Annotated in this window: 17 protein-coding genes and 1 pseudogene; 4 read left to right on the forward strand and 14 right to left on the reverse strand. The window is 74.7% G+C overall.

The features are described from left to right. Position 1: 1 nt before the first annotated feature. Genes ACFVU9_RS30485 through ACFVU9_RS30520 form a run of 8 tightly spaced genes read right to left on the reverse strand, consistent with a single transcriptional unit; the run spans position 2 to position 8,221 of the window. Positions 2-1,363 (reverse strand): MFS transporter, encoded by a 1,362-nt coding sequence (locus tag ACFVU9_RS30485; protein WP_387598895.1) that lies wholly within the window; start codon positions 1,361-1,363, stop codon positions 2-4. Next, positions 1,363-2,430, reverse strand: a complete 1,068-nt coding sequence (locus ACFVU9_RS30490; protein ID WP_387598898.1) for a zinc-binding dehydrogenase — start codon at positions 2,428-2,430, stop codon at positions 1,363-1,365. Before ACFVU9_RS30490 ends, ACFVU9_RS30485 begins: the two co-directional genes overlap by 1 nt. Further along, positions 2,427-3,245: a sugar phosphate isomerase/epimerase family protein gene (locus ACFVU9_RS30495; protein ID WP_387598901.1), complete on the reverse strand. Its 819-nt coding sequence runs from the start codon at positions 3,243-3,245 to the stop codon at positions 2,427-2,429. The genes ACFVU9_RS30490 and ACFVU9_RS30495 overlap by 4 nt, the downstream gene beginning before the upstream one ends. After that, positions 3,242-4,444 carry an alcohol dehydrogenase catalytic domain-containing protein gene (locus ACFVU9_RS30500; protein WP_387598903.1) on the reverse strand — a complete coding sequence of 401 codons (1,203 nt, stop codon included), beginning with the start codon at positions 4,442-4,444 and terminating at the stop codon, positions 3,242-3,244. Before ACFVU9_RS30500 ends, ACFVU9_RS30495 begins: the two co-directional genes overlap by 4 nt. Further along, complete coding sequence (locus ACFVU9_RS30505; RefSeq protein WP_387598906.1) at positions 4,441-5,430, reverse strand: ROK family protein; 990 nt, start codon at positions 5,428-5,430, stop codon at positions 4,441-4,443. The genes ACFVU9_RS30500 and ACFVU9_RS30505 overlap by 4 nt, the downstream gene beginning before the upstream one ends. Then, positions 5,427-6,110 (reverse strand): HAD-IA family hydrolase, encoded by a 684-nt coding sequence (locus ACFVU9_RS30510; protein ID WP_387598909.1) that lies wholly within the window; start codon positions 6,108-6,110, stop codon positions 5,427-5,429. Before ACFVU9_RS30510 ends, ACFVU9_RS30505 begins: the two co-directional genes overlap by 4 nt. A 45-nt stretch (positions 6,111-6,155) precedes the next feature. Further along, positions 6,156-6,977 carry an SDR family NAD(P)-dependent oxidoreductase gene (locus ACFVU9_RS30515; RefSeq protein WP_387598911.1) on the reverse strand — a complete coding sequence of 274 codons (822 nt, stop codon included), beginning with the start codon at positions 6,975-6,977 and terminating at the stop codon, positions 6,156-6,158. Next, positions 6,974-8,221 (reverse strand): sedoheptulose 7-phosphate cyclase, encoded by a 1,248-nt coding sequence (locus tag ACFVU9_RS30520; RefSeq protein ID WP_387598914.1) that lies wholly within the window; start codon positions 8,219-8,221, stop codon positions 6,974-6,976. Before ACFVU9_RS30520 ends, ACFVU9_RS30515 begins: the two co-directional genes overlap by 4 nt. A gap of 330 nt (positions 8,222-8,551) precedes the next feature. On the opposite strand from ACFVU9_RS30520, the gene ACFVU9_RS30525 reads away from it, so the two are divergent. Both ACFVU9_RS30525 and ACFVU9_RS30530 read left to right on the forward strand, forming a co-directional pair. Beyond that, positions 8,552-9,013, forward strand: a complete 462-nt coding sequence (locus tag ACFVU9_RS30525; protein ID WP_380442269.1) for a hypothetical protein — start codon at positions 8,552-8,554, stop codon at positions 9,011-9,013. Positions 9,014-9,018: 5 nt separating this feature from the next. Continuing rightward, positions 9,019-9,918 (forward strand): alcohol dehydrogenase catalytic domain-containing protein, encoded by a 900-nt coding sequence (locus ACFVU9_RS30530; RefSeq protein WP_387598917.1) that lies wholly within the window; start codon positions 9,019-9,021, stop codon positions 9,916-9,918. Between the two features lie 51 nt (positions 9,919-9,969). Here ACFVU9_RS30530 and ACFVU9_RS30535 read toward each other — a convergent pair whose 3' ends face one another. Continuing rightward, positions 9,970-11,145 carry an MAB_1171c family putative transporter gene (locus tag ACFVU9_RS30535; protein WP_387598920.1) on the reverse strand — a complete coding sequence of 392 codons (1,176 nt, stop codon included), beginning with the start codon at positions 11,143-11,145 and terminating at the stop codon, positions 9,970-9,972. Then, complete coding sequence (locus tag ACFVU9_RS30540) at positions 11,142-11,597, reverse strand: hypothetical protein (RefSeq protein ID WP_380442275.1); 456 nt, start codon at positions 11,595-11,597, stop codon at positions 11,142-11,144. Before ACFVU9_RS30540 ends, ACFVU9_RS30535 begins: the two co-directional genes overlap by 4 nt. 420 nt (positions 11,598-12,017) lie before the next feature. Here ACFVU9_RS30540 and ACFVU9_RS30545 point away from each other — a divergent pair, with 420 nt between their 5' ends. Next, positions 12,018-12,254, forward strand: coding sequence for a hypothetical protein (locus ACFVU9_RS30545; RefSeq protein ID WP_380442277.1), 237 nt, complete (start codon positions 12,018-12,020; stop codon positions 12,252-12,254). Between the two features lie 104 nt (positions 12,255-12,358). Then, entirely contained in the window at positions 12,359-12,517 is a 159-nt protein-coding gene (locus tag ACFVU9_RS30550) for a DUF6059 family protein (RefSeq protein WP_380442279.1), read from the forward strand. A 156-nt stretch (positions 12,518-12,673) separates the two neighbouring features. Here the strand turns inward: ACFVU9_RS30550 and ACFVU9_RS30555 are convergent, their stop codons facing one another. The 4 genes and pseudogenes from ACFVU9_RS30555 to ACFVU9_RS30570 all read right to left on the reverse strand — a co-directional run. Next, a complete protein-coding gene (locus ACFVU9_RS30555; RefSeq protein WP_387598924.1) occupies positions 12,674-13,813 on the reverse strand; it encodes a nucleotide disphospho-sugar-binding domain-containing protein in 1,140 nt (379 codons plus the stop codon). Between the two features lie 32 nt (positions 13,814-13,845). Next, positions 13,846-15,201 carry an acetyl-CoA carboxylase biotin carboxylase subunit family protein gene (locus ACFVU9_RS30560; protein ID WP_387598927.1) on the reverse strand — a complete coding sequence of 452 codons (1,356 nt, stop codon included), beginning with the start codon at positions 15,199-15,201 and terminating at the stop codon, positions 13,846-13,848. Positions 15,202-15,299: 98 nt separating this feature from the next. Then, positions 15,300-17,357, reverse strand: a complete 2,058-nt coding sequence (locus tag ACFVU9_RS30565; RefSeq protein ID WP_387598930.1) for a PEP/pyruvate-binding domain-containing protein — start codon at positions 17,355-17,357, stop codon at positions 15,300-15,302. 283 nt (positions 17,358-17,640) lie between these two features. Then, a pseudogene (locus ACFVU9_RS30570) lies at positions 17,641-17,952 on the reverse strand (hypothetical protein); the annotation flags it as partial.

Here is a 17,952-nt window from a genome sequence, read left to right on the forward strand (position 1 = left end):
TTCAGCCGCGCCGGCCCTGCGCGTCGCCCCGGGGATGTACGCCGGATACGCCCCCGGGCCGATGGCCTGGGAGGAGCTGACATCCGCCGGCCGATGGGCTGCGCTGCTGCTCGACGGCCTCCGGAGCGCCGGCCGGGTTCGCCTCCGGGATCGGGCGACGGAGCGTCACGGCGAGCAGGACGGCCGTGGCGAGGGCCGTCGAGACGGCGGGCAGCCAGGCCGGGGAGCCGTCGAGCAGGGCCGCGCCGAGTGCCGAGCCGCTCGCGATGCCGATCTGGAAGCCGGTGACGTAGATCGAGGACGCGCGGTCGGCGTCGTCGCCCGCCAGGCGCATGATCCCGGTCTGGAACACCGGCCCGGCGGCGGCGAACGCCCCGCCCCACAGGGCGACGGCCACCGTGGCCACCGCGGCGGCGACGGCCCCCGGCAGCGGGGCGGAGCCGAGCAGGAGCAGGCCGACGCCCGCGGTGAAGGCCGTCATCGTCGCGGTGGCCGTCCGGCGCGGGGCGGTGTCGTTGTGGCGGCCGACGAGGAACGTGCCCGCGGCGCCGGCCAGTCCGAAGACCGTCAGCAGGGTGACCACGGACCCGGCCGAGCCGGTGATGCCGGCGACGAGCACGGAGAAGTAGGTGTAGCTGAGGAAGTGCGCGGTGACCAGCACGAGCGCCACCCCGCACAGCGTCAGCACCGCGCGCCGGTCCATGCGGACGCCCTCGCCCGTCCGTGCGGGCGCCTCGGCGGGCCCGCCCTCCGGTCGTCGGCGCAGGGCCCACGCCAGGGCGCCCGTCACGGCCGCGGTGGCGAGCGCGAGCAGCAGTGCCGTGGCGCGCCAGCCGATCAGCTGCCCGATCAGGGTGGTCCCGGGGCTGCCCACGATCGATGCCAGGGTGGCGCCGCCGAAGACGGCCGCGGTCGCCGTGCCCACCCGCTCGCGCGGCACCAGTCCGGCCGCCTCCGGGGCGATCAGCGACCACAGCACTCCGTGCGTGAGCGCGGCGGCGACCCGGCTGGTCACCATGGTCGGGTAGTCGTGCGCGAGCGCGGCCATGAGCTCGGCGGCGAGCAGGACGAGCAGGCAGACGAGCAGGGCCGTGCGGCGGGAGACCCGCGCGGCGAGCGCGACGGTCGGCATGGTGACCACGGCCGCGACGACGGCGTAGCCGCTGAGCAGCAGCCCGATCCGCCCGGCCGGGACGCCGAGGTCGTCCGCCATGTCCTGGAGCAGGCCGACGGGGAAGACCTCGAAGGTGACGTAGACGAAGGCGGCGGCGGCCAGGGTGGCCAGCCGCGCCGCCGTGCGCGCGTCGATCCGGGCGGGGCGGTCCGCGCCGGGACGGTCCGCGCCGGGGTCCGTTCCGTTCATCAACTCACCAGCGCCGCTGCGGTTTCGGCCACGCCGCCCGGCTGCTCCGCCCCGATGCGCACCAGGACCTTGGGCCGTCGGCGGTCCGGGGACGCGAGGTGGGCGAACGCGGCGTCCAGGGACTCCACGGATTCCAGCGGGAAGACCCGGTCGACGAGCGGGTCCAGGTCGACGGCACCCGACTCGACGAGCTCCACCAGCCGGTCCCAGTAGCCCACCCCGGACAGCGCGGCGTGCAGCGTGACGTCCTTGATCACCAGTGCGGCGGCGTCGAAGCCGTCGACGGGGTGGTGGGGCGTGCCGAGCTGGGCGATCCGGCCGCCCGGGGCGACCAGGCCGACGGCCGCCCGGACGGCGGCGCCGCTGCCGGAGGCCTCCACCACGGCGTCGTACGCCCCCTGGTCCCGCTCGCCCGGCGCCGCCAGGGCGGGCAGGCCGAGGGCGGCCGCGAGCTCGCGGGCCGCGGGGTGCGGGTCGAGGACGACGGTGTCCGCACCGAGCGCCCGCGTCACCTGGGCCGCGGCGAGCCCGAGGGTGCCGCCGCCGAGCACGGCGACCCGGTCGTGCGGGCCCACCGCGATCCGGTCCACCGCATGCAGGGCCGCCGCGGTGGGTTCCAGCAGTGCGGCGGCGGTGTCGGACAGGGCGTCGGGGATCCGGGTCAGGGTGTCCACCGGGGCGGTCAGCAGCTCGGTCCCGGCGCCGGGTCGGGGCCCCAGCACCCCGATCTCGCTGCGGTCGGGGCAGTAGCGGATCCGGCCCGCCCGGCAGGCCGGGCAGCGCCCGCAGACCCGGAAGTTGTGCCCGGAGACCCGGAGTCCGGCCCAGCCGGCGTCGACGCCGGGGCCGGTCCCGCACACCGTGCCGACCCACTCGTGGCCCGGGACGAACGGGTAGCTCTTGAGGCCGTCCCGCAGGTAGTTGCTGGTGCCGTCGAAGAAGCCGAGGTCGGTGCCGCAGAACCCGAGCAGGCCGACCCGGACGAGCACCTCGCCGGGGCCCGGTACGGGCGGGTCGACCTCGGCGATCGTCACCGTGCGCGGTGCGGTCAGCAGGATGGCTTTCACGGGGCGTTCTCCCTGGGAGCGGTGTGAGGGGTGTGCCGGGTGTGACGGGTGTGCCGGGACGCCTCGCGGCACGCGGTGACGTCGGCGCGCAGGCGGCCGGGGGCCCGGCGGTAGTCGTTCTCGACGAGCACCGTGCGGGCGCCGGCGTGCCGCAGCAGGTCCGGCAGTTCGGTGCGGATGCCGCGCCAGGTCGTGGGGCGCGAGGGGTCCTTGACGTGCAGGTCGGGCAGGAGCAGTCCGGCCGCCGCGACGGCGCGGGCGAAGCCGGCGGGCGGGGTGCCGGCGTCGAGCAGGTTGCCGGTGTCCAGGACGAGGCGCAGGGCCGGGCGGCCCACCGCGCGGGCGAGGGCGAGGCTGTCCTCGGCGTCGAGCGGTGACTCGTAGGCGAGCGTCAGCCCGGCCGCGTCGGCTTCGTCGCCCAGGGTTTGCAGCAACTCGGCCGTCCCGGCGCGTAGGTGGGGAGTGACGGGCAGGCTGCGCCGGAAGCCCGGGACGTGCAGGACCCGGGCGCCCAGGCGCAGGGCGCAGTCCAGGGCCCGGCGCAGCAGGGCGAGGGCGGCGGGGTTGGCCGTGCCGTCGGGGAGGGCCAGGCCGAGGTCGTTGGCGTGGTTCACCGCCAGGACGGGGACCGGCAGGATCCCGGCGATCCCCTGGGCGGCGGCGAGTTCGGCGGGGTCGTCGAGGAACGGGCCCCGGTGGGCCCCGCCGAAGTCCAGCTGGAGCGCGTCCGCCCCGGCCGCGAGCGCGGCCCGGGCGGCGGCCGTCCGGTTGTCCGCGATCCGCCACTGCGGTGCGGCCACCAGGAGGGCGGTCACCGGCCACCCCCGACCCCGTACTGCCGGTCCCGCGGAGGTGCCACCCGGATCGCCGCCTTGAGGACCCGGCGGCCGTCCGCGGCGCGCCGCCGCGTGGTCAGGACCGTGTTGACGAGCTCGGCGGCCCCGTCGAGCCCGACCTCGTGGGTGAGGACGTCCCGGCCCAGCGCCTCGCGCGGGGCGGTGAGATGGGCGACGGCCTCGCGCAGGTGGTCGCCCGACACGCCCCGGTGGCCGTGCAGGAGCAGCGGACCGGCGGGCCGGGCGAGGCTGGTGGCCCGCGGCGGCCACGGCGCGCCGCCGCAGTGCTCGGCGCGCACCGCCGTGACGTCGACCGGGCCGGCGGTCATCTCGACCGGGCCGGCGGGCAGTCCGGCGTGCACGTCCACGACCAGCGTGCCCGGCACGAGGCGGTCCAGCGCCCGCAGGGCGTCCGGGGTGCCGGTGCGCGGGGTGGCGATCACCGCGGCGACCGGTCCGGGCAGGGCGGCCAGCAGAGCCGGCAGCGCGGGGTCGTCCGGGTGGACGGCGCCGTCGCCGTGGCCGGCCAACAGGACGCGCAGGCCCGGTAGTTCGCGCGGCCACAGCTCGGTGGCGAGGCGGCCCACGATGCCGTCCCCCCAGACGACCAGCGAGGCCGGGCGCACCAGGTGGAGCGTGGTGCGCAGCCCGTACAGGACGGAGGCGAGCGGCTCGGCCAGCGAGGCGACCCGGGGGCGCACGGCGCTGTCCGGCACCGGGACGACGAGGCCCGCGCGCACCGCCGACGCCGGGATCCGGGCGAGCTCCGCCCACAGGCCGGGCAGGTTGTGCCCGAGCAGGAACGACGGGTCGTCCGGGTGCGTGGGGTTCACGGTGACGGGCGTGCCCGGGGCGAGCCCGGTGTCGCCCGGCTCGACGACGTACGCCACTCCCTCGTGCCCGAGCACCGGGGTGGGGTCGTCGCGCAGGCCGCGCAGGATCTGCCAGTCGGTGCCGCAGATGCCGGCCACGGCGGGGGCGAGCAGCGCGTCGCCCGGCCGCAGCGCGGGGGTGGGCACCTCGGCGACGTCGACGAGGGTGCGGCCGTGGCGGTCCGGGGCACGGCGCACCAGCGCGCGATGCGTGGCCGGGGTCGGGGCGCCGGTCGTGTTCGTGGCGCTGGACGTGCTCGCGGCGCCGGCCGGGCGCACCGGGCTCACGGTGCTCGCCGCGCTCACCGGGCGATCCTCGGCGGCCAGTGGCCGATGCACTCGGCGCCGCGCAGCGCGTCCACGTCGCCGGGGCCGCACAGCACCAGGCGGTCGTCGAGCCAGGCCCGGCCGTAGCCGCGGGCGGCGTACGAGGTGGAGGCGGCCAGGCGGCGGCGCAGCTCGGTGGCGTAGTGCGCGCCGAGGCCCTCGACGACGCCGCCGCCGAGCCCGAGCAGGTCCAGGTGCGGGTCGAGGCACCACAGGGTGCGGATCAGCTGGGCGACCGGTTCGACGCACAGGCCGAGCATCCGCCGGGCGGCCGGGTCGCCGGCGTCGAGCGCGCCGGGCAGCCAGTCGGCCACCCGTGCGGCCTCCGGCAGGCCCAGGCGTTCGGCGACCCGGACGAAGCCGGGGCCGGCGGCGAGCGAGGCGAGGTGGTCGGGGCCGCCGCACTCGCACGGCAGCCCGGCCAGGTCCGGCGGGCAGGCGACGGTCAGGTGCCCGACCTCGCCCTGCAGGCCCCACGCGTCGACGGGGATCACCGTCCGCTCCAGGTCGGCGGTGCGCAGCGCGATGCCGCTGCTGACGGTCAGGTAGGCGACGCGCCGGGTGCCGGGGCGGGCGTGGTTGACGGCGAAGTCGGCGAGGGCGGCGGTGACGTCGTTGACGAGGGTCCAGGTGACGTCCGGCCGGTGCTCGCGCAGGGCGGCCATGAGGTCGTACGGCTCGTCCGCCGCGCCCCACAGCGGGGCCGAGCCGTGGACGACGCCGGTGAGGTGGTCGATGGCCGCGCCGAAGGAGACGGCGGCCCTGGCGCCGGGCGGGGCGGCCCCGCCGAGCAGCTCGACCATGTCCCGCCGCAGGTCCGCGACGGCCCGTTCCGGGTGCCGCAGCCGGCTGGGCGCGGGCACCCGCTCGACCGGGCTCCCGGGGCCCCCGGCGCGCCAGCGCACCCAGGTGCCGCCGACGTCGGCGGCGAGGGTGGTCGCGGCCGGGGCCGTTGTCCCGGTCACGGCCGCACCAGCCGGCCGTCGGCGACGGGTTCCGGCACGGTGAGCGTCACGCCGGGGCGGGACGGGTCGGCCGGGGCCACCGCGAAGCCCCGGAAGTCGGGGTGCCGCTCCGCCTCGTGGTCGTGGTCGGCGCAGCCGCCGATGACCACCGTGCGCGCGCCGGAGGCCAGTCCGGCGCGGATGCCGGCGGGGGAGTCCTCGAAGACGACGGTCTCCCGCGGTTCCACGCCCACCCGCCGGGCGGCGAGCAGGTAGCCCTGTGGGTCGGGCTTGCCGCGGGTGACGTCGTCGGCGCTGACCAGCAGCTCCGGTACGGGCAGTCCGGCCGCGCCGAGCCGCACTTCGGCCAGTCGGCGGCTCGCGGAGGTGACGACCGCCCAGGAGCCGGGCGGCAGCGCGGCGAGGAGCGCGGCGGCGCCCGGCATGGCCGTGATGCCGGCGGTCTCCGACTCCTCGTGCGCGACCAGCCGCCGCGTCTCGGACGCCGCGAGCGGCGCGTCGGCGACGAAGCGGTGCACGGTCTCGCGGGTGGGGCGGCCGTGGGCGTAGGCGAGGACCTCGGCGAGGTCCAGCCCGTGCCGCCCGCTGAAGTCCGCCCAGGTGGACTCGACCAGGGCGGTCGAGTCCACCAGGGTTCCGTCCATGTCGAACAGCAGTGTGTGTGCCTGGAGCTGTGGCACGGGTCCTCCTCGACGTCGTGCTCGGGGACAGGGAGTCGGGCGCGCTCAGGCGCCGGACGGGGACAGTGACGGCGCGCCGGACTGGGCCGGCGGGCGGGACTGGGACTGCGGGGTCCCTGCGCGGACCGGCGTCCAGCTCCGGTCCTCGTGCACGACCAGTGCCTCGCCCGCGTACGGCACCCCGCGCGTGCGGACGAGTTCGGCCGCGAGCGGCCCGAAGTGCGCGGGCGTCATGTAGGTCCCGTAGTCGAAGCCCGCCGGCCGGCGGGCGCGGATGCCGGGGGTGTCCACCATCCCGGCGGGCAGCGCCTGGACGAACGTCACCTCGGCGGGGTCGGTCTCCTGGGCGACGGATCGGACCAACGAGTCGGCGGCGGCCTTGGTCGCGGCGTAGCCGGACCGGTTCGGGCCCGCGTTGTAGACCACCTCGGAGGAGATGTGCAGGAAGAGGCCGGGGCCGGCCGCGCGCAGGGCGGGCAGCGTCTCCTTCAGGGTCCACGCCAGCCCGTGCACGTTGACCGCGAACTGGTCCAGCCAGTCGGCCTCGTGGACGTCCGTGAAGGGCTCGCGGCGGTCGGTGAAGTACACGGCCGAGTAGCAGACCAGGTCGACCCGGGCCGGGATGCCGGAGCGCAGGGCGGCCCGCGCCGCGTCGCCGTCGCGCAGGTCCAGCGGGTGCCAGGCGAGCAGGTCGGCGCCGGGTCCGGCGGGCCGGGAGCGGCTGAGGACGTGGGTCTCGACGCCCTCGGCGGCCCACGCGTCGGCGACGCCCCGGCCGATGCCGGTGGATCCGCCGATCACGACGGCGGTGACGGGCCGGGCCCCGCCGTGGGGGGCGCTCACGCCCACCTCGCTGCGCTCGCTCACGCGCTCACCCGCGCGTAGCCGGCCGGGGTGTGCCCGGCCACCGCGGCCTTGCGCCGCAACAGCTCGGTGGCGGCGCGGAGTTCGGCCGGGGTGACGTCGTTGACGAAGTGGTGCCGGCCGATCCCGACGGACAGCGGCAGCCGCTGGTGGCCGTCGCGATGGCGGACGGTGTCGAGCAGGGCGGCTTCCAGGAGCGCCGGGTCGGCCAGGACGTCGTTCCACACGGGCAGTCCGAGCGCGGTGGCCACGCGGTAGATCCGGTCGGCCTGCTCCTCGGAGAGGTCGCCGCGCAGGGTGGCCAGCGCGGTGGTGAGGGCCATGTCGATCATGACGGCCTCGCCGTGCAGCAGTTCCGGCAGCGCGTGCATCTCGACGGTCGGGCTGAAGGTGTGCCCGTAGTCCACGCACCGCTCCAGGTGGGACTCCCACAGGTTGGGCTGGAGCTCTTCGAGCATCAGGTGGATGGCCTCGGCGACGATCGCGTCCGACGCGGCGGCCAGCTCCCCGGTGGAGCCCTGGAGCCGGTCCGCGTGGACGGCGGCGCCCCAGGACTCCAGCAGCGCGAACAGTTCCTCGGAGCGGATGAGGGCCATCTTCATGATCTCGGCGAGGCCGTTGCTGATGTGCCGCGGCGCGAGGCTGCGCAGGAAGGTGCGGTCCAGGAAGGTGGCCGTCGCCGGGGCGTAGGTGCCCAGGCGGTTCTTGCCGAGGCCGTAGTTGACGCCGGTCTTGACGCCGACCCCGGCGTCGACCAGGCCGATCAGCGTGGTGGGGATGCGGATGTACGGGGTTCCGCGCCGGTAGAGGCTGGCGGCGAAGCCGACGATGTCGGTGAGCACGCCGCCGCCGATGGCGAGGACCGGCTCGCGGCGGCGGTCGATGCCGAAGTCGTTCATGGCGTCGACCACGCGCAGGACGGACTCCCACTCCTTCACGGGTTCGTCCGCCCGCAGCGGCAGCATCGTGACCGCGACGCGGTGGTAGGTGAAGTAGTCGCGGATCCGGCCGCCGTAGAGCTTGTCGACGTTCTCGTCGATGACGACGAGGCGGCGGTCGCCGGCGCGCATGGGCGCGTCCGGGCAGCCGTCGAGGAGGGCCGTGTTGTCGAGCGCGAACAGGTGGTCGGAGCTGACGACGTGGTAGCGCACCTGGCGGACGGCCTCCACCGTCCACGCCGGGCCGCCGGCCCGGCCGTCGTCGACGCTGTGCCGCAGGCCCTGGGTGAAAGTCGTACCGCTGCGCATGTCTCCTCCGGATTCGGAAGGGTTCGGGCGGTCCTGCGTCCCCGGCCTCCCGGGGCTCCTGCGCCCTGGACTGCCAGGGCTCCCGCACCCCGGGTGGCCGGGGCGACGCAGGACCTTCTCACAGGACGATTGTCTCTGTGGCGATCGCAAACGCCAGTATATTAGCACTTGCTGCCACTATATTGGCAGGTGTGTTGATGAGGTGGCGCTGGTGTTAGACTTCGAGAACCTTGGCGACTTCACAGGCGAAGCGCTAGCGTCTACCCTGCCGTCACCGAACGTCGCGCCGAGTCGTCCCGACCCGAGGCGCCGGAGCCCAGGGAGACGGACATGGCCACGTTGGCGGAACGCCTCAACGCGTGGTTCGCGGATGCAGCCACCACGGACGCCGTGGGACGCCGCCGGGAACCCTCCACGTCCGAGGTCGCCCAGGCGATCTCCGAGGACCCGTCCCACGACGTCACCATCTCCAGGAGCTACCTGGCCGCCCTGCGCAACGGCTCGCAGACCAACCCCACGATCAGCGTGCTCGCCGCGATCGTGCAGTACTTCCGCGCCCGCCCGATGACCCTCCCGGTCTCGGTGGGGGCGCTCATCAACGAGGAGACGGCCGCCGACGCGGCCGACGACCCGGCCTGGGCCTCCGTCCTCGCCGACCGGCAGGTGCGCTCGATCGCGATGCGGGCCGGCGGGATGACCCCGGAGGTCCGCGAGCAACTACTGTCGATCATGGACGCGCTGGACGCCCCGAGGCCTCCGGCGCCGAGTCCCGGGGAGGACACCGCACGATGAAGGCCGTGGGGATCACGCGCACCGGAGGCCCGGAGGTACTCGGCCTCCTCGACCTGCCCGAACCGGACGGGGACGGACTCGTCATCCGGGTGGCGGCCGCCGCCGTCAACCCCGTGGACCTGGCCACCCGTTCGGGCTTGATCCCCACCGCCCTCCCGGCCGTCCTCGGCTGGGACCTCGCCGGCACCGTCGCCCACGCACCCGCCGGCTGCGGCTACACCGCCGGCGACCGCGTCATGGCGATGACCGCCCAACTGGGCACCGGTGTCGGCAGCATGGCGGAGTACGTCCGCTTCGACCCCGAGTACGTCGTCCGCGTCCCCGACGCCCTGGACCTCGTCGACGCGGCCGCCCTGCCGCTGGCCGGCGTCACCGCCGTCCAGGCGCTGCGCCGCACCCCCGTCCGGGCCGGCCGCCGGGTGCTGCTCGTCGGCGCCCAGGGCAGCCTCGGCGGACAGCTCGCCGTCCGGCTGCTCGACGAGCCGGACACCACCACCGACCTCCTCGTCCGCCCCGGCGACGCCGAGGCCTGCCGGGCGCTGCGCCTCGGCCGCCCGGGCGGGGGAGCGGTGCTGACCGACCCGGCGCGCGTCGAGGCGAAGGCCTACGACGTCGTCGTGGACGCCGGCGGCGCCCCGGACCTGATCGAGGCGGTGTGCCCGGGCGGCACGTTCCTGACCCTCGTCCCGTTCGCCGCGCCCGACCCGGCCCGCCGCCCGGACGTGGAGTTCGTCCTCCACGGCGTGGAGCTGGACCGCGCGGACCTGGCCGAGGTGGCCGCCCACGCCGCCCGCGACGCCGGTGTGCGGCCGCGGACGACCGTCCTCCCGTTCGCCGACGCGCACGAGGCGCACCGGCGGCTGGAGGCCGGCGGATTCCGGGGCAAGTTCGTCCTGGTGCCGTAGGGTTCCCGCACCCTCGGGCCGGTGCGCCGGGCGGCGCACCGGCCCGGGCGGCTACGCCGCGCCCGTGCGCTGGGCCCGCAGCGCCCGCAGCTCGCGGGAGATCTCGATCAGCCCGACGAGGTCGCTCTCGTAGTCGTCGGAGGCCTCGCGGGGCCCCGGGATGAACAGCGCGTTCGTCTTCGGCGCCGCCTCGCCCAGCGACTGCGCCCCGTACAGGAGCAGCGCGCGGTCGACGATGCGGGCCGCCGCGCGCGGATCCTTCGGCAGACCGTCCCCGCCGGGCGCCAACTCGTCGGCGGCGAGCCGGAGGTAGGGGCCGAGCCGGGTCAGCCCGTCCCGGCACTCGACGTACCGCCGGTACGTCGCCGAGGCGTAGTCCGCGACGGGCCCCAGCTGCCGCCCGACGAAACTCCGCTGGTCGAGGATCAGTTCGGGGTAGAAGGCCGCCACCCGCTGCCACAGCGCCTCCAGGCCGTGGTACTGCGCGCGGTGGTCGCGCCGGTCCCGCCGGAGCTGGAACAGGCCCACGAAGAACGGCAGGCTCAGCCCCGCGCACACCACGATCGTGGCGGCGATGCCGAAGCCGAAGTCCTCGTCGTACGTCACCGGCGTCCCGGGCGCGCGCAGCCCCGGTAGGTTGACCCACAGCACGCGGAAGACGCAGCTCAGGTCGAGCCCGATCAGGCCGGCGGCGATGACCGCCAGGGACCATCTGCGCAGCGGGTGCCCGGCGCGCGAGTGCCGCAGGGCGAGCAGGGCGCACGCGGCGTACCCGGAGAACAGGAAGACGTTGCCCAGGTCGTAGAACACCCGCACCCGCCAGTCGACCAGGAAGTGGCTGGTCAGGGTGTGGTTGCGGAGCGGCGGCGGCAGCAGGACGGTCATCGCGACCATGCCCGCCAGACAGGCCGCGCACAGCAGCACCTCCCACGAGCGCCCGGCCGTACGGCGGTTGATCGGGCGCTCCCGCAGGAACGAGACCATGAGGCAGAGCCCGACCAGGACCAGCGCGTTGTAGCTGCACTTGGCGACCCCGGCGGTGGTGCGCCGGTCGAGGAGGGCGACCAGGCGGGGCTGCGCCAGCAGGTTGCCCAGCCCCATGAACAGCAGGGACAGGCTCAGGTGCAGCCGCATGGGATCGCGGAAGCGGCGGCGGACGAGCGCGGGCAGCGTCCAGGCGGTACCGGCGAGCAGCGTGACGATGGCGACGCAGTCGAACGCCCTCACGTCAGCCCGTCGGTCAGGACCAGGCTGTTGTACACCGAGGGCTGCCAGGGCTCGTCGATGCCGTAGCGCTGCGCCCGGCGCCCGAGCGTGATCGCGTGCCGCATGATCGTGGAGGCGATGACCTCGGCGTCCCGCTCGTCCCGGTCGGAGTAACACCCGTGCGGCCCGGCCTCGGTGGGCCGTCCGCCCGCGAGGTCGTACGCGACGATGTGGCCGACCTCGTGCAGGATGATGTGGGCCTGGTGGGCCTTGGTGGTGTGGGACTGGTAGACGATGGCGTCCTCGTGCGGGCGCGATATCAGCATGCCGAACGGCCCGTCGACCGGCAGCTCCCACGGCATCAGCCGGATCGGCGTGCCGCGGTCCTCGCCGAGCCGCTCGCACAGCTCCGCCGGGTCGAGCGGCACGGGCAGCTCCAGCCGCCGCATCAACCGACGGCTGTGGGTCTGCAAGTGGGCGTCCCGGCTCCGGCCCTGGCGCGAGTCCCTTAACCGCCGATAGGAGTCCCGTACACGCCTGCTGAGCATTGCTTTCCCCCGCGTTGATCTCTTTAGGCCTTACCCAAACCTACGTCAGCAAGTGGGCTCCACCCAGATTTCCCAATCGAACGTAACGAAAACGTAACGCCATGTAATGGACAGGGCAACCGGGTTCGGGGCCGACGCCGGGCGCGCCGGGTCAGGCGCGCTGGGCCGGGTGTGCCGCGCCGGGCATGCCACAGTGCCCCCGGTCCCGCCTTCATCGGCGAGACGGCCCGGTAGGCGGCCGTCATCGCGGGCATCGCGCACAGGCCGATGCCGAATCCGCGCACCACCATCGCGGCGCCGAGGTACCAGTAGTTGGTGTCGGAGCCGATGGCGACGAAGGGGAGGGTGGCGACGATGCTGACCATGCCGCCGATGAAGGAGGTCGGCCCGCTGCCCAGCTTGTCGATCAGCCGCGCGCCGAGCACCATCGCGATGGCGGCGCCGCTCGGGATCGGCACCCTCTACCGGCACTTCCCCACCCGGGAGGCGCTGCTGGCCGAGCACACCGACCCCAAGCGCGCCTCCCGCATCCTGGCGCTCCTCAACGCCGGGCTGCTCAGTGACGGGCGTCCCACGCTCTGATCCGCCCGCGCGCGGTTCGGTGCCGAGCAGCGCGGCGCCCGCGCCGTCGCGTGTCCGGGATCCTGCGTTCCTGGGGCCGGCGGTGTGCCCGGGCGTTCTGGTCCATGCTGATCAGCTACGGAAGCTCCTGGGTCCACGTTCCGGTCCTGCCGCCCGAGGAGGAGGGGCCGGGCCGGTGGCACCCCGAACGGCTCTGCCCGGAGGTTCCGCTGACGCCCCTCGAACGCTTCCTGGCGGAGCAGTTGGGCACCGGACCGTTCTGACCGCTCCGGTCGGCCGGAGCACGGACGCCTGCGTGAGGTCGCCGTTCCCGGCCGCCCGGGGCCGAGGGCCGGGACCCGGGCGACCCCGGCGGGCCGGGCGGCGGGTACGGGCCGGACCCGGCCGCGCGTTCGCGGCCGGGGCACCGGCCGCCCGGCTCAGCGGGTGGCGCCGGCCAGGCCGGTGAGCCGCTGCGCCACGTCCGCCGGGCTCGGCATCGCCGCGATCTCGGCGCCGACCTCGCGCGCGGCCCGGCGCAGCCCCTCGTCGGTGAGCAGCCGCTCCAGCAGCGCGGGGCCGATCTCCTCGGCACTCGCCCGGAGCCCCGCGCCGCGGGCGTGCACGGCGTCCGCGGTGATGAAGCGGTCGGAGCCGTCGGGCAGCACGAGTTGCGGGACGCCCGCGTCCAGCGCGCCGAGCGCGCTGGCGCTGCCGCCGTGGTGGATCGCCGCCGCGCAGGTGTCCAGCAGTGCCCGCCACGGCACCCAGCCGTACGCGCGGACGTTGTCCGGCAGCGTGCCGAGCGTGCTCAGGTCGAGTTCGCCGGTGGCCAGCACGAACTCCGCGTCGAGGCCGGCCGCCGCCGCGATCACCCGTTCGACCCTGGTCAGGCCGTCGGTCTTGGGCGGCACGGTGCCGAGCGTCACCGCGACGCGCGGCCGGCCGGCGGGTGCGGTCAGCGGTGCCGGGACGCCGCCCTCGCCGTTGTACGAGACGGGCCGCATCGAGCAGCCGTACAGGTCGCCCCCCGTCGTGCTCGGCGGTGCGAGGTCGATGGTCTCGGCCGGCTCGGGCAGCCGGTCGATCCCGTGCCGCGCGAAGGTGTCCGCCATCTCGGCGAGCATCAGCGCGCGCAGCTTCGGGGTGCGGACGAAGCCCAGGTCGTGCTGGACGGCGGGCACGCCCAGGCGGGCCGCCGCGAGCAGGGCCACCGGGAACTGGTACTCGTACACCACGAGGTCCGGCCGCCACCGTGCGGCGAGTTCGACCACCGCGTCGGCCACCCGGCTGTTGACGTGGGCTGCGAGCGGCACGAACGCCTCGCGGTCGGCCGAGTTGGTCGCGATCACCCGCTCCATCAGGTCGGGCCGCCGGGTGCGGCCGGCCTCCCTGATCTCCTTGCGCCAGTCGACGCCGGGGGCGATGGACAGGTACGGCAGCCCGGACGCGGCGACCGGCTCGCCGCCGTCCATCGAGGCCACCGCGACCTCGTGGCCGAGCCCGCGCATCGCCCTGGCGAGCGGGACCAGCGGGAAGAGGTGGCCGAAGCCGGGGGCGCCGGCGAACAGTACGCGCATGGGAGGAACCTCGGTCGTCGGGACGGGCGGGATCAGGAGGAGGCCCGGTGCAGGGCGGCTTCGAGGCCGTTCAGCACGGCGTTGCAGTCGCGGTGCAGGGTGGCGGCGTCGACGGCGGTCAGCAGGTAGACGCCGAGCCAGTTGCGCGACCCCGCGGACGGGTCGAAGGCCGGGACCGGCTCGCCCTCGGGCAGGGTGAAGGCCGGCACGGCCTCGATGGTGCTGCCCGGCGACAGCAGGCCCTGCCAGTCCACGGCCCGCGGGTTCCAGACCGGGCTGCTCCGCCAGGGCGTCCCGGCCGCGTCGGCCGGGACGACGGCCACCGACGCGGCGGCCCTCACCCCGTCGGTGAGCATGGCCGCGGGGTAGTCGACGCGCTCGCCGAGCAACTGCCGCACCAGCATGCCGATCGGGTCGAGCCCGAAGACCTCGTGGACCTGCCGGGTCGTCAGCAGGCCGCCGAACCTCGCGGCGGTCTCGATGACCACCAGCCCGCCGTCCGCCATGAGCTTCAGCTCGGTGTGCGTGCCGCAGTTCTCCAGCCCGAGCGCGTCGACGGCCTGCCGCGAGACCTCCTCGATCCGGCGCTGCACCGGCACCGGGAGGACCGCGGGCGAGGTGCTGGCCACCTCGACGAAGGAGGGCACGGTCGGCAGCTTGGCGGTGATGGCCAGCGGGTGGTAGACGCCGTCCGCGACGATCCCCTCCACGCTCACGTAGTCGCCGTAGCCGGGCTCCTCGTACCAGCCCGCGGTGGAGCCCTGGGCGATCTCCTCGACCAGCCGGTCCCGGTCGGTGTCCGCGGCGTAGAGCTCGTTCATGCCGACCCGGCTGCCGGCCCGCAGCCCGCGCTCGATCTCCTCCCACGCCGGGGCGGCGTCCTCGGGCGCGTCCAGCACGATCTGTGCCACCGACCCGGCGCCCCAGGCCGGCTTGAGCAGCAGCGGGGGCGTCAACCCGGCCAGCGCGGCGTCCAGGTCGGCGAGGCTGTCGACCCGGCGGAAGGCGGGTATCGGCACGCCGGCCGCGGCCCACGCCTCCCGCATCAGCCGCTTGTCCCGGGCGCGGAGGATCCCCTCGCCGGCCCCGGCCAGCCCGAGCCGGCTCGCCGCGTGCGCGACGGCCAGCACGGCGAACTCCGAGAGGGTCAGCACCGCGTCGGCCCCGAGGGCCTTCGCATGCTCCACGATCAGCTCGACGAGCTCGTCGCCGCGCGGGGCGTCCGGCACGAGTTCGATGCTCGTACAGCTCGGACGCCAGACCTCCTCCGCGGTCGTGGGCAGCGGTGCCAGCGCGAGGACGTGCAGCTCGCCGCAGGCGGCGATGCGCGGGAAGGCGTATTCGAGCGGGGCTCCGCCCTTGACGTAGACGTACAGGATCTTGTTCAACTTCGGCTCTCCGGAAGGAAGTTCAGTTGGCCCGGCGGCACGTGCGAGCTGCCTCGCGCAGGCCTGCACAGGGCTGGGGGCTAAAGGTGCGGGACTCGTCAGCCGGCGGTGCGGAAGGGGCGCACCTGCAGCAGGCTGATCCGGTCGCCCTCGACCGCCCACTCGACGTCGACCGGGGCGTCGTACGCCTCGTCGGGCGAGAAGTGCGACTGCAGCAGCCGGCTGATCAGGGCCAGCCGGCCCAGGACGTCCTTGGTCCCGCCGTCCAGGTCGGCGCCGGCGGTGCCCAGCGAGACCGTGCGGCTGCCGCCCTCCATCGTGTTGCACAGGTACTGGATCGGGGCGCCCCGGCCGGTGACGACGTCGGTCACCGAGCGCGGCGAGATGTTGAGGAGGACGTTGCGGAAGTCCCCCGGGCTCAGCGGGTTGCAGCTCACCAGGACGCCGCCGACGGTGGCACCCACCTGCTCCTGGACGATCACGCCCATGCGGCAGTGCTCCGGCGGGATGCCGGCCTGGCTCCGCAGCAGCACCGCGCGCGGCGACAGCAGCGACGCCCACACCTCCCGGACCGCGTCGAGGAGCGCATCGCCCGGGGTCGTGCCCGGGGCCATGCCGCCCGCACTCCCGACGTTCGCCACCGACTCGTACAGGCCGGCGGCCGAGAAGCCGGGCAGGTCCTCGGCGTTGGAGGAGCTGCGGACGACCAGGACGGGTGCGCCGTACAGGTGCCGGCCGACCGCCCGGTCGATCTCGGTGCGGATCGGTCCGGGTACCGGGACGGCGCGGATCAGCCGCTGCGCTTCGAGGCAGAGCTCCTCGACCCGCTGGGCCGAAGTCCCGTCGGACAGAGCCGAATCGATCGCTCCGACGACTCCCCGGAGCTCTGCCGACGAGTCGAGGAAGCACTGCTGGAGGGAGAAGGGCAGAACGATCCCGCGCGGAACCTGGGCGTGCTCCTTCACCAACTGCTGTGCGGCGAAGTCGAGTTCCGCGACGTCCGCGTCCTCCGGGAGGTCGAGCTGCCGGGCCAGGTAGCGCAGCAGGTTGTCCCGGGGCGGCCGGGGCGCGCGGTAGAAGCCGAGCCAGCGCGGCGAGCCGTGCTGCAGCAGGTGGGTGAGCTCGCCGAGGCCCGCCGCCTTGGTGCCGAACCGGACGTGGTCGCCGGCGCGCAGCTCGGACAGCGGGGCGATCGGCGTGGGCGTGAGGTCGGGCACGTCCACGACGACGCGGTCGCCCGGCGCGGCGGGCCGCGTGTCCCCGGGGTTGCCCGGCTGCGCGGCCTCCAGGTGGAAGTCTTCGCCGTCCGCCGCGACCCGGTAGCGCACCCACCGCCCGGCCAGCCCGGCACGCTCGATCCGTTCGACGGCCCCGAGGCCGACGGCGTTGGGGATCCGCCAGCCGGCGGCCATCACGTTGATGTGGGAGAGCGGCGTGGTGTGCTCGGTGTGGATGATCCCGGACACCCGGGGGATGTCCTCGGGCACCCGTGGCATCACCACGATGTCGTGCCACGCCAGCGGCTCGGGATCACCCCGGTACTCCTCCTCCGACCGGAACACCCGCAGCCGCCCGTGGGCCGTCCCGGCCGCGAGCGGCACGAACGCGGCGGTGGAGTAGAGCTCGTGGGACAGTACGCGCGGTATCTCGCTCTCCGGGATGCGGGCGACGTAGCCCTCCTGCCGGTGGTTGGCCGGCTTGAGGACCAGCGGCAGCGCCGGGTCGACGTGCTCGCGCACCCGGTGGAAGAAGTGCCGCAGCATCTCCTGGGACATGGTGTCGACGTCGACCGTTTCCAGGGACAGGAATTCGCCGTGGCGGGTGTGGTGGCTGTGGTGGGTGTGGTGCGCGAGGGTGCCGAGATAGAAGCGGCGATCGGGATTCCGGTAAACCTCGTCGTTGAACGCGTCGAGCCCGCGGGCCAGTTCGTCGATCGACATTCCGAGGATCTCGCTCGCGATGTACCGGACGTGGAGGGTGCCGTCGGCACTGTCGATGAAGTGGAGTACCGACTCCTGACGGTCGAGTACGACCTTCACATAGGGGTAGCCCCCGACCTGCCCGGCGAGCCGGGAGAACTCCTGGAGCGTGAGCTGTTCGTCTGGAAGGCGGGGCCGCGTGGTCGCGTCGTTGCGATCCGACCGGGTAGTGCGCACAGTTCAGCCATTCGTCATCGTGTACACGATCATGTGTACTTGGTGCAGAAGGGTGGTACGGCTACGCACACACTGCCATCGAATATGAAGGTTTGACGAATGATCACACGGCATCAGGCCATCGTGAATCGTTTCGGCCAGGTAAACGGCCGCCAATGAATGATGTGACCCTCGCGGCTGTGGCAAGGGTCACATCGGGGATGTGCGTCCGGATGCTCGATGCACGATCAAGTACATCCGGAATTATTGATTTCCATACGATTCTCCGGCGACCGCCGGCCGTTCAGTCCGCCACGGCGTACGCCACCGTCACCGGCGCGTGGTCCGACCACCGCTCGGCGTGGGTGTCGGCACGCTCCACGCGGGCGTCGGCGGCGCGGGCGGCGAGGCCGGGGGTGGCAACCTGGAGGTCGATCCTCCAGCGGATAGACGCCTTTTCGATAAAGGTCCACCCGTTCGAGTGTGGGCTGTTCGAGGGTGTCTGCTGGCCTGGGCGGTAGGGGTGTGTCCAGCCAACGGTGTAACTCAGGTTGATTTGTATTACCGGCGGCCGATGGAGAGCCGGCCGTCGAAGGTGATCTCGAAGGCGTTCAGT

Source organism: Kitasatospora sp. NPDC057936 (genome assembly GCF_042887525.1).
In the GTDB taxonomy this organism is placed as follows: Bacteria; Actinomycetota; Actinomycetes; order Streptomycetales; family Streptomycetaceae; genus Kitasatospora.

Excerpts from the sequence above, each read along its gene's own strand:
- ACFVU9_RS30485 (WP_387598895.1), bottom strand. The coding sequence starts at position 1,363 with ATGAACGGAACGGACCCCGGCGCGGACCGTCCCGGCGCGGACCGCCCC.
- ACFVU9_RS30520 (WP_387598914.1), bottom strand. The coding sequence starts at position 8,221 with ATGCGCAGCGGTACGACTTTCACCCAGGGCCTGCGGCACAGCGTCGAC.
- ACFVU9_RS30525 (WP_380442269.1), top strand. The coding sequence starts at position 8,552 with ATGGCCACGTTGGCGGAACGCCTCAACGCGTGGTTCGCGGATGCAGCC.
- ACFVU9_RS30550 (WP_380442279.1), top strand. The coding sequence starts at position 12,359 with ATGCTGATCAGCTACGGAAGCTCCTGGGTCCACGTTCCGGTCCTGCCG.
- ACFVU9_RS30555 (WP_387598924.1), bottom strand. The coding sequence starts at position 13,813 with ATGCGCGTACTGTTCGCCGGCGCCCCCGGCTTCGGCCACCTCTTCCCG.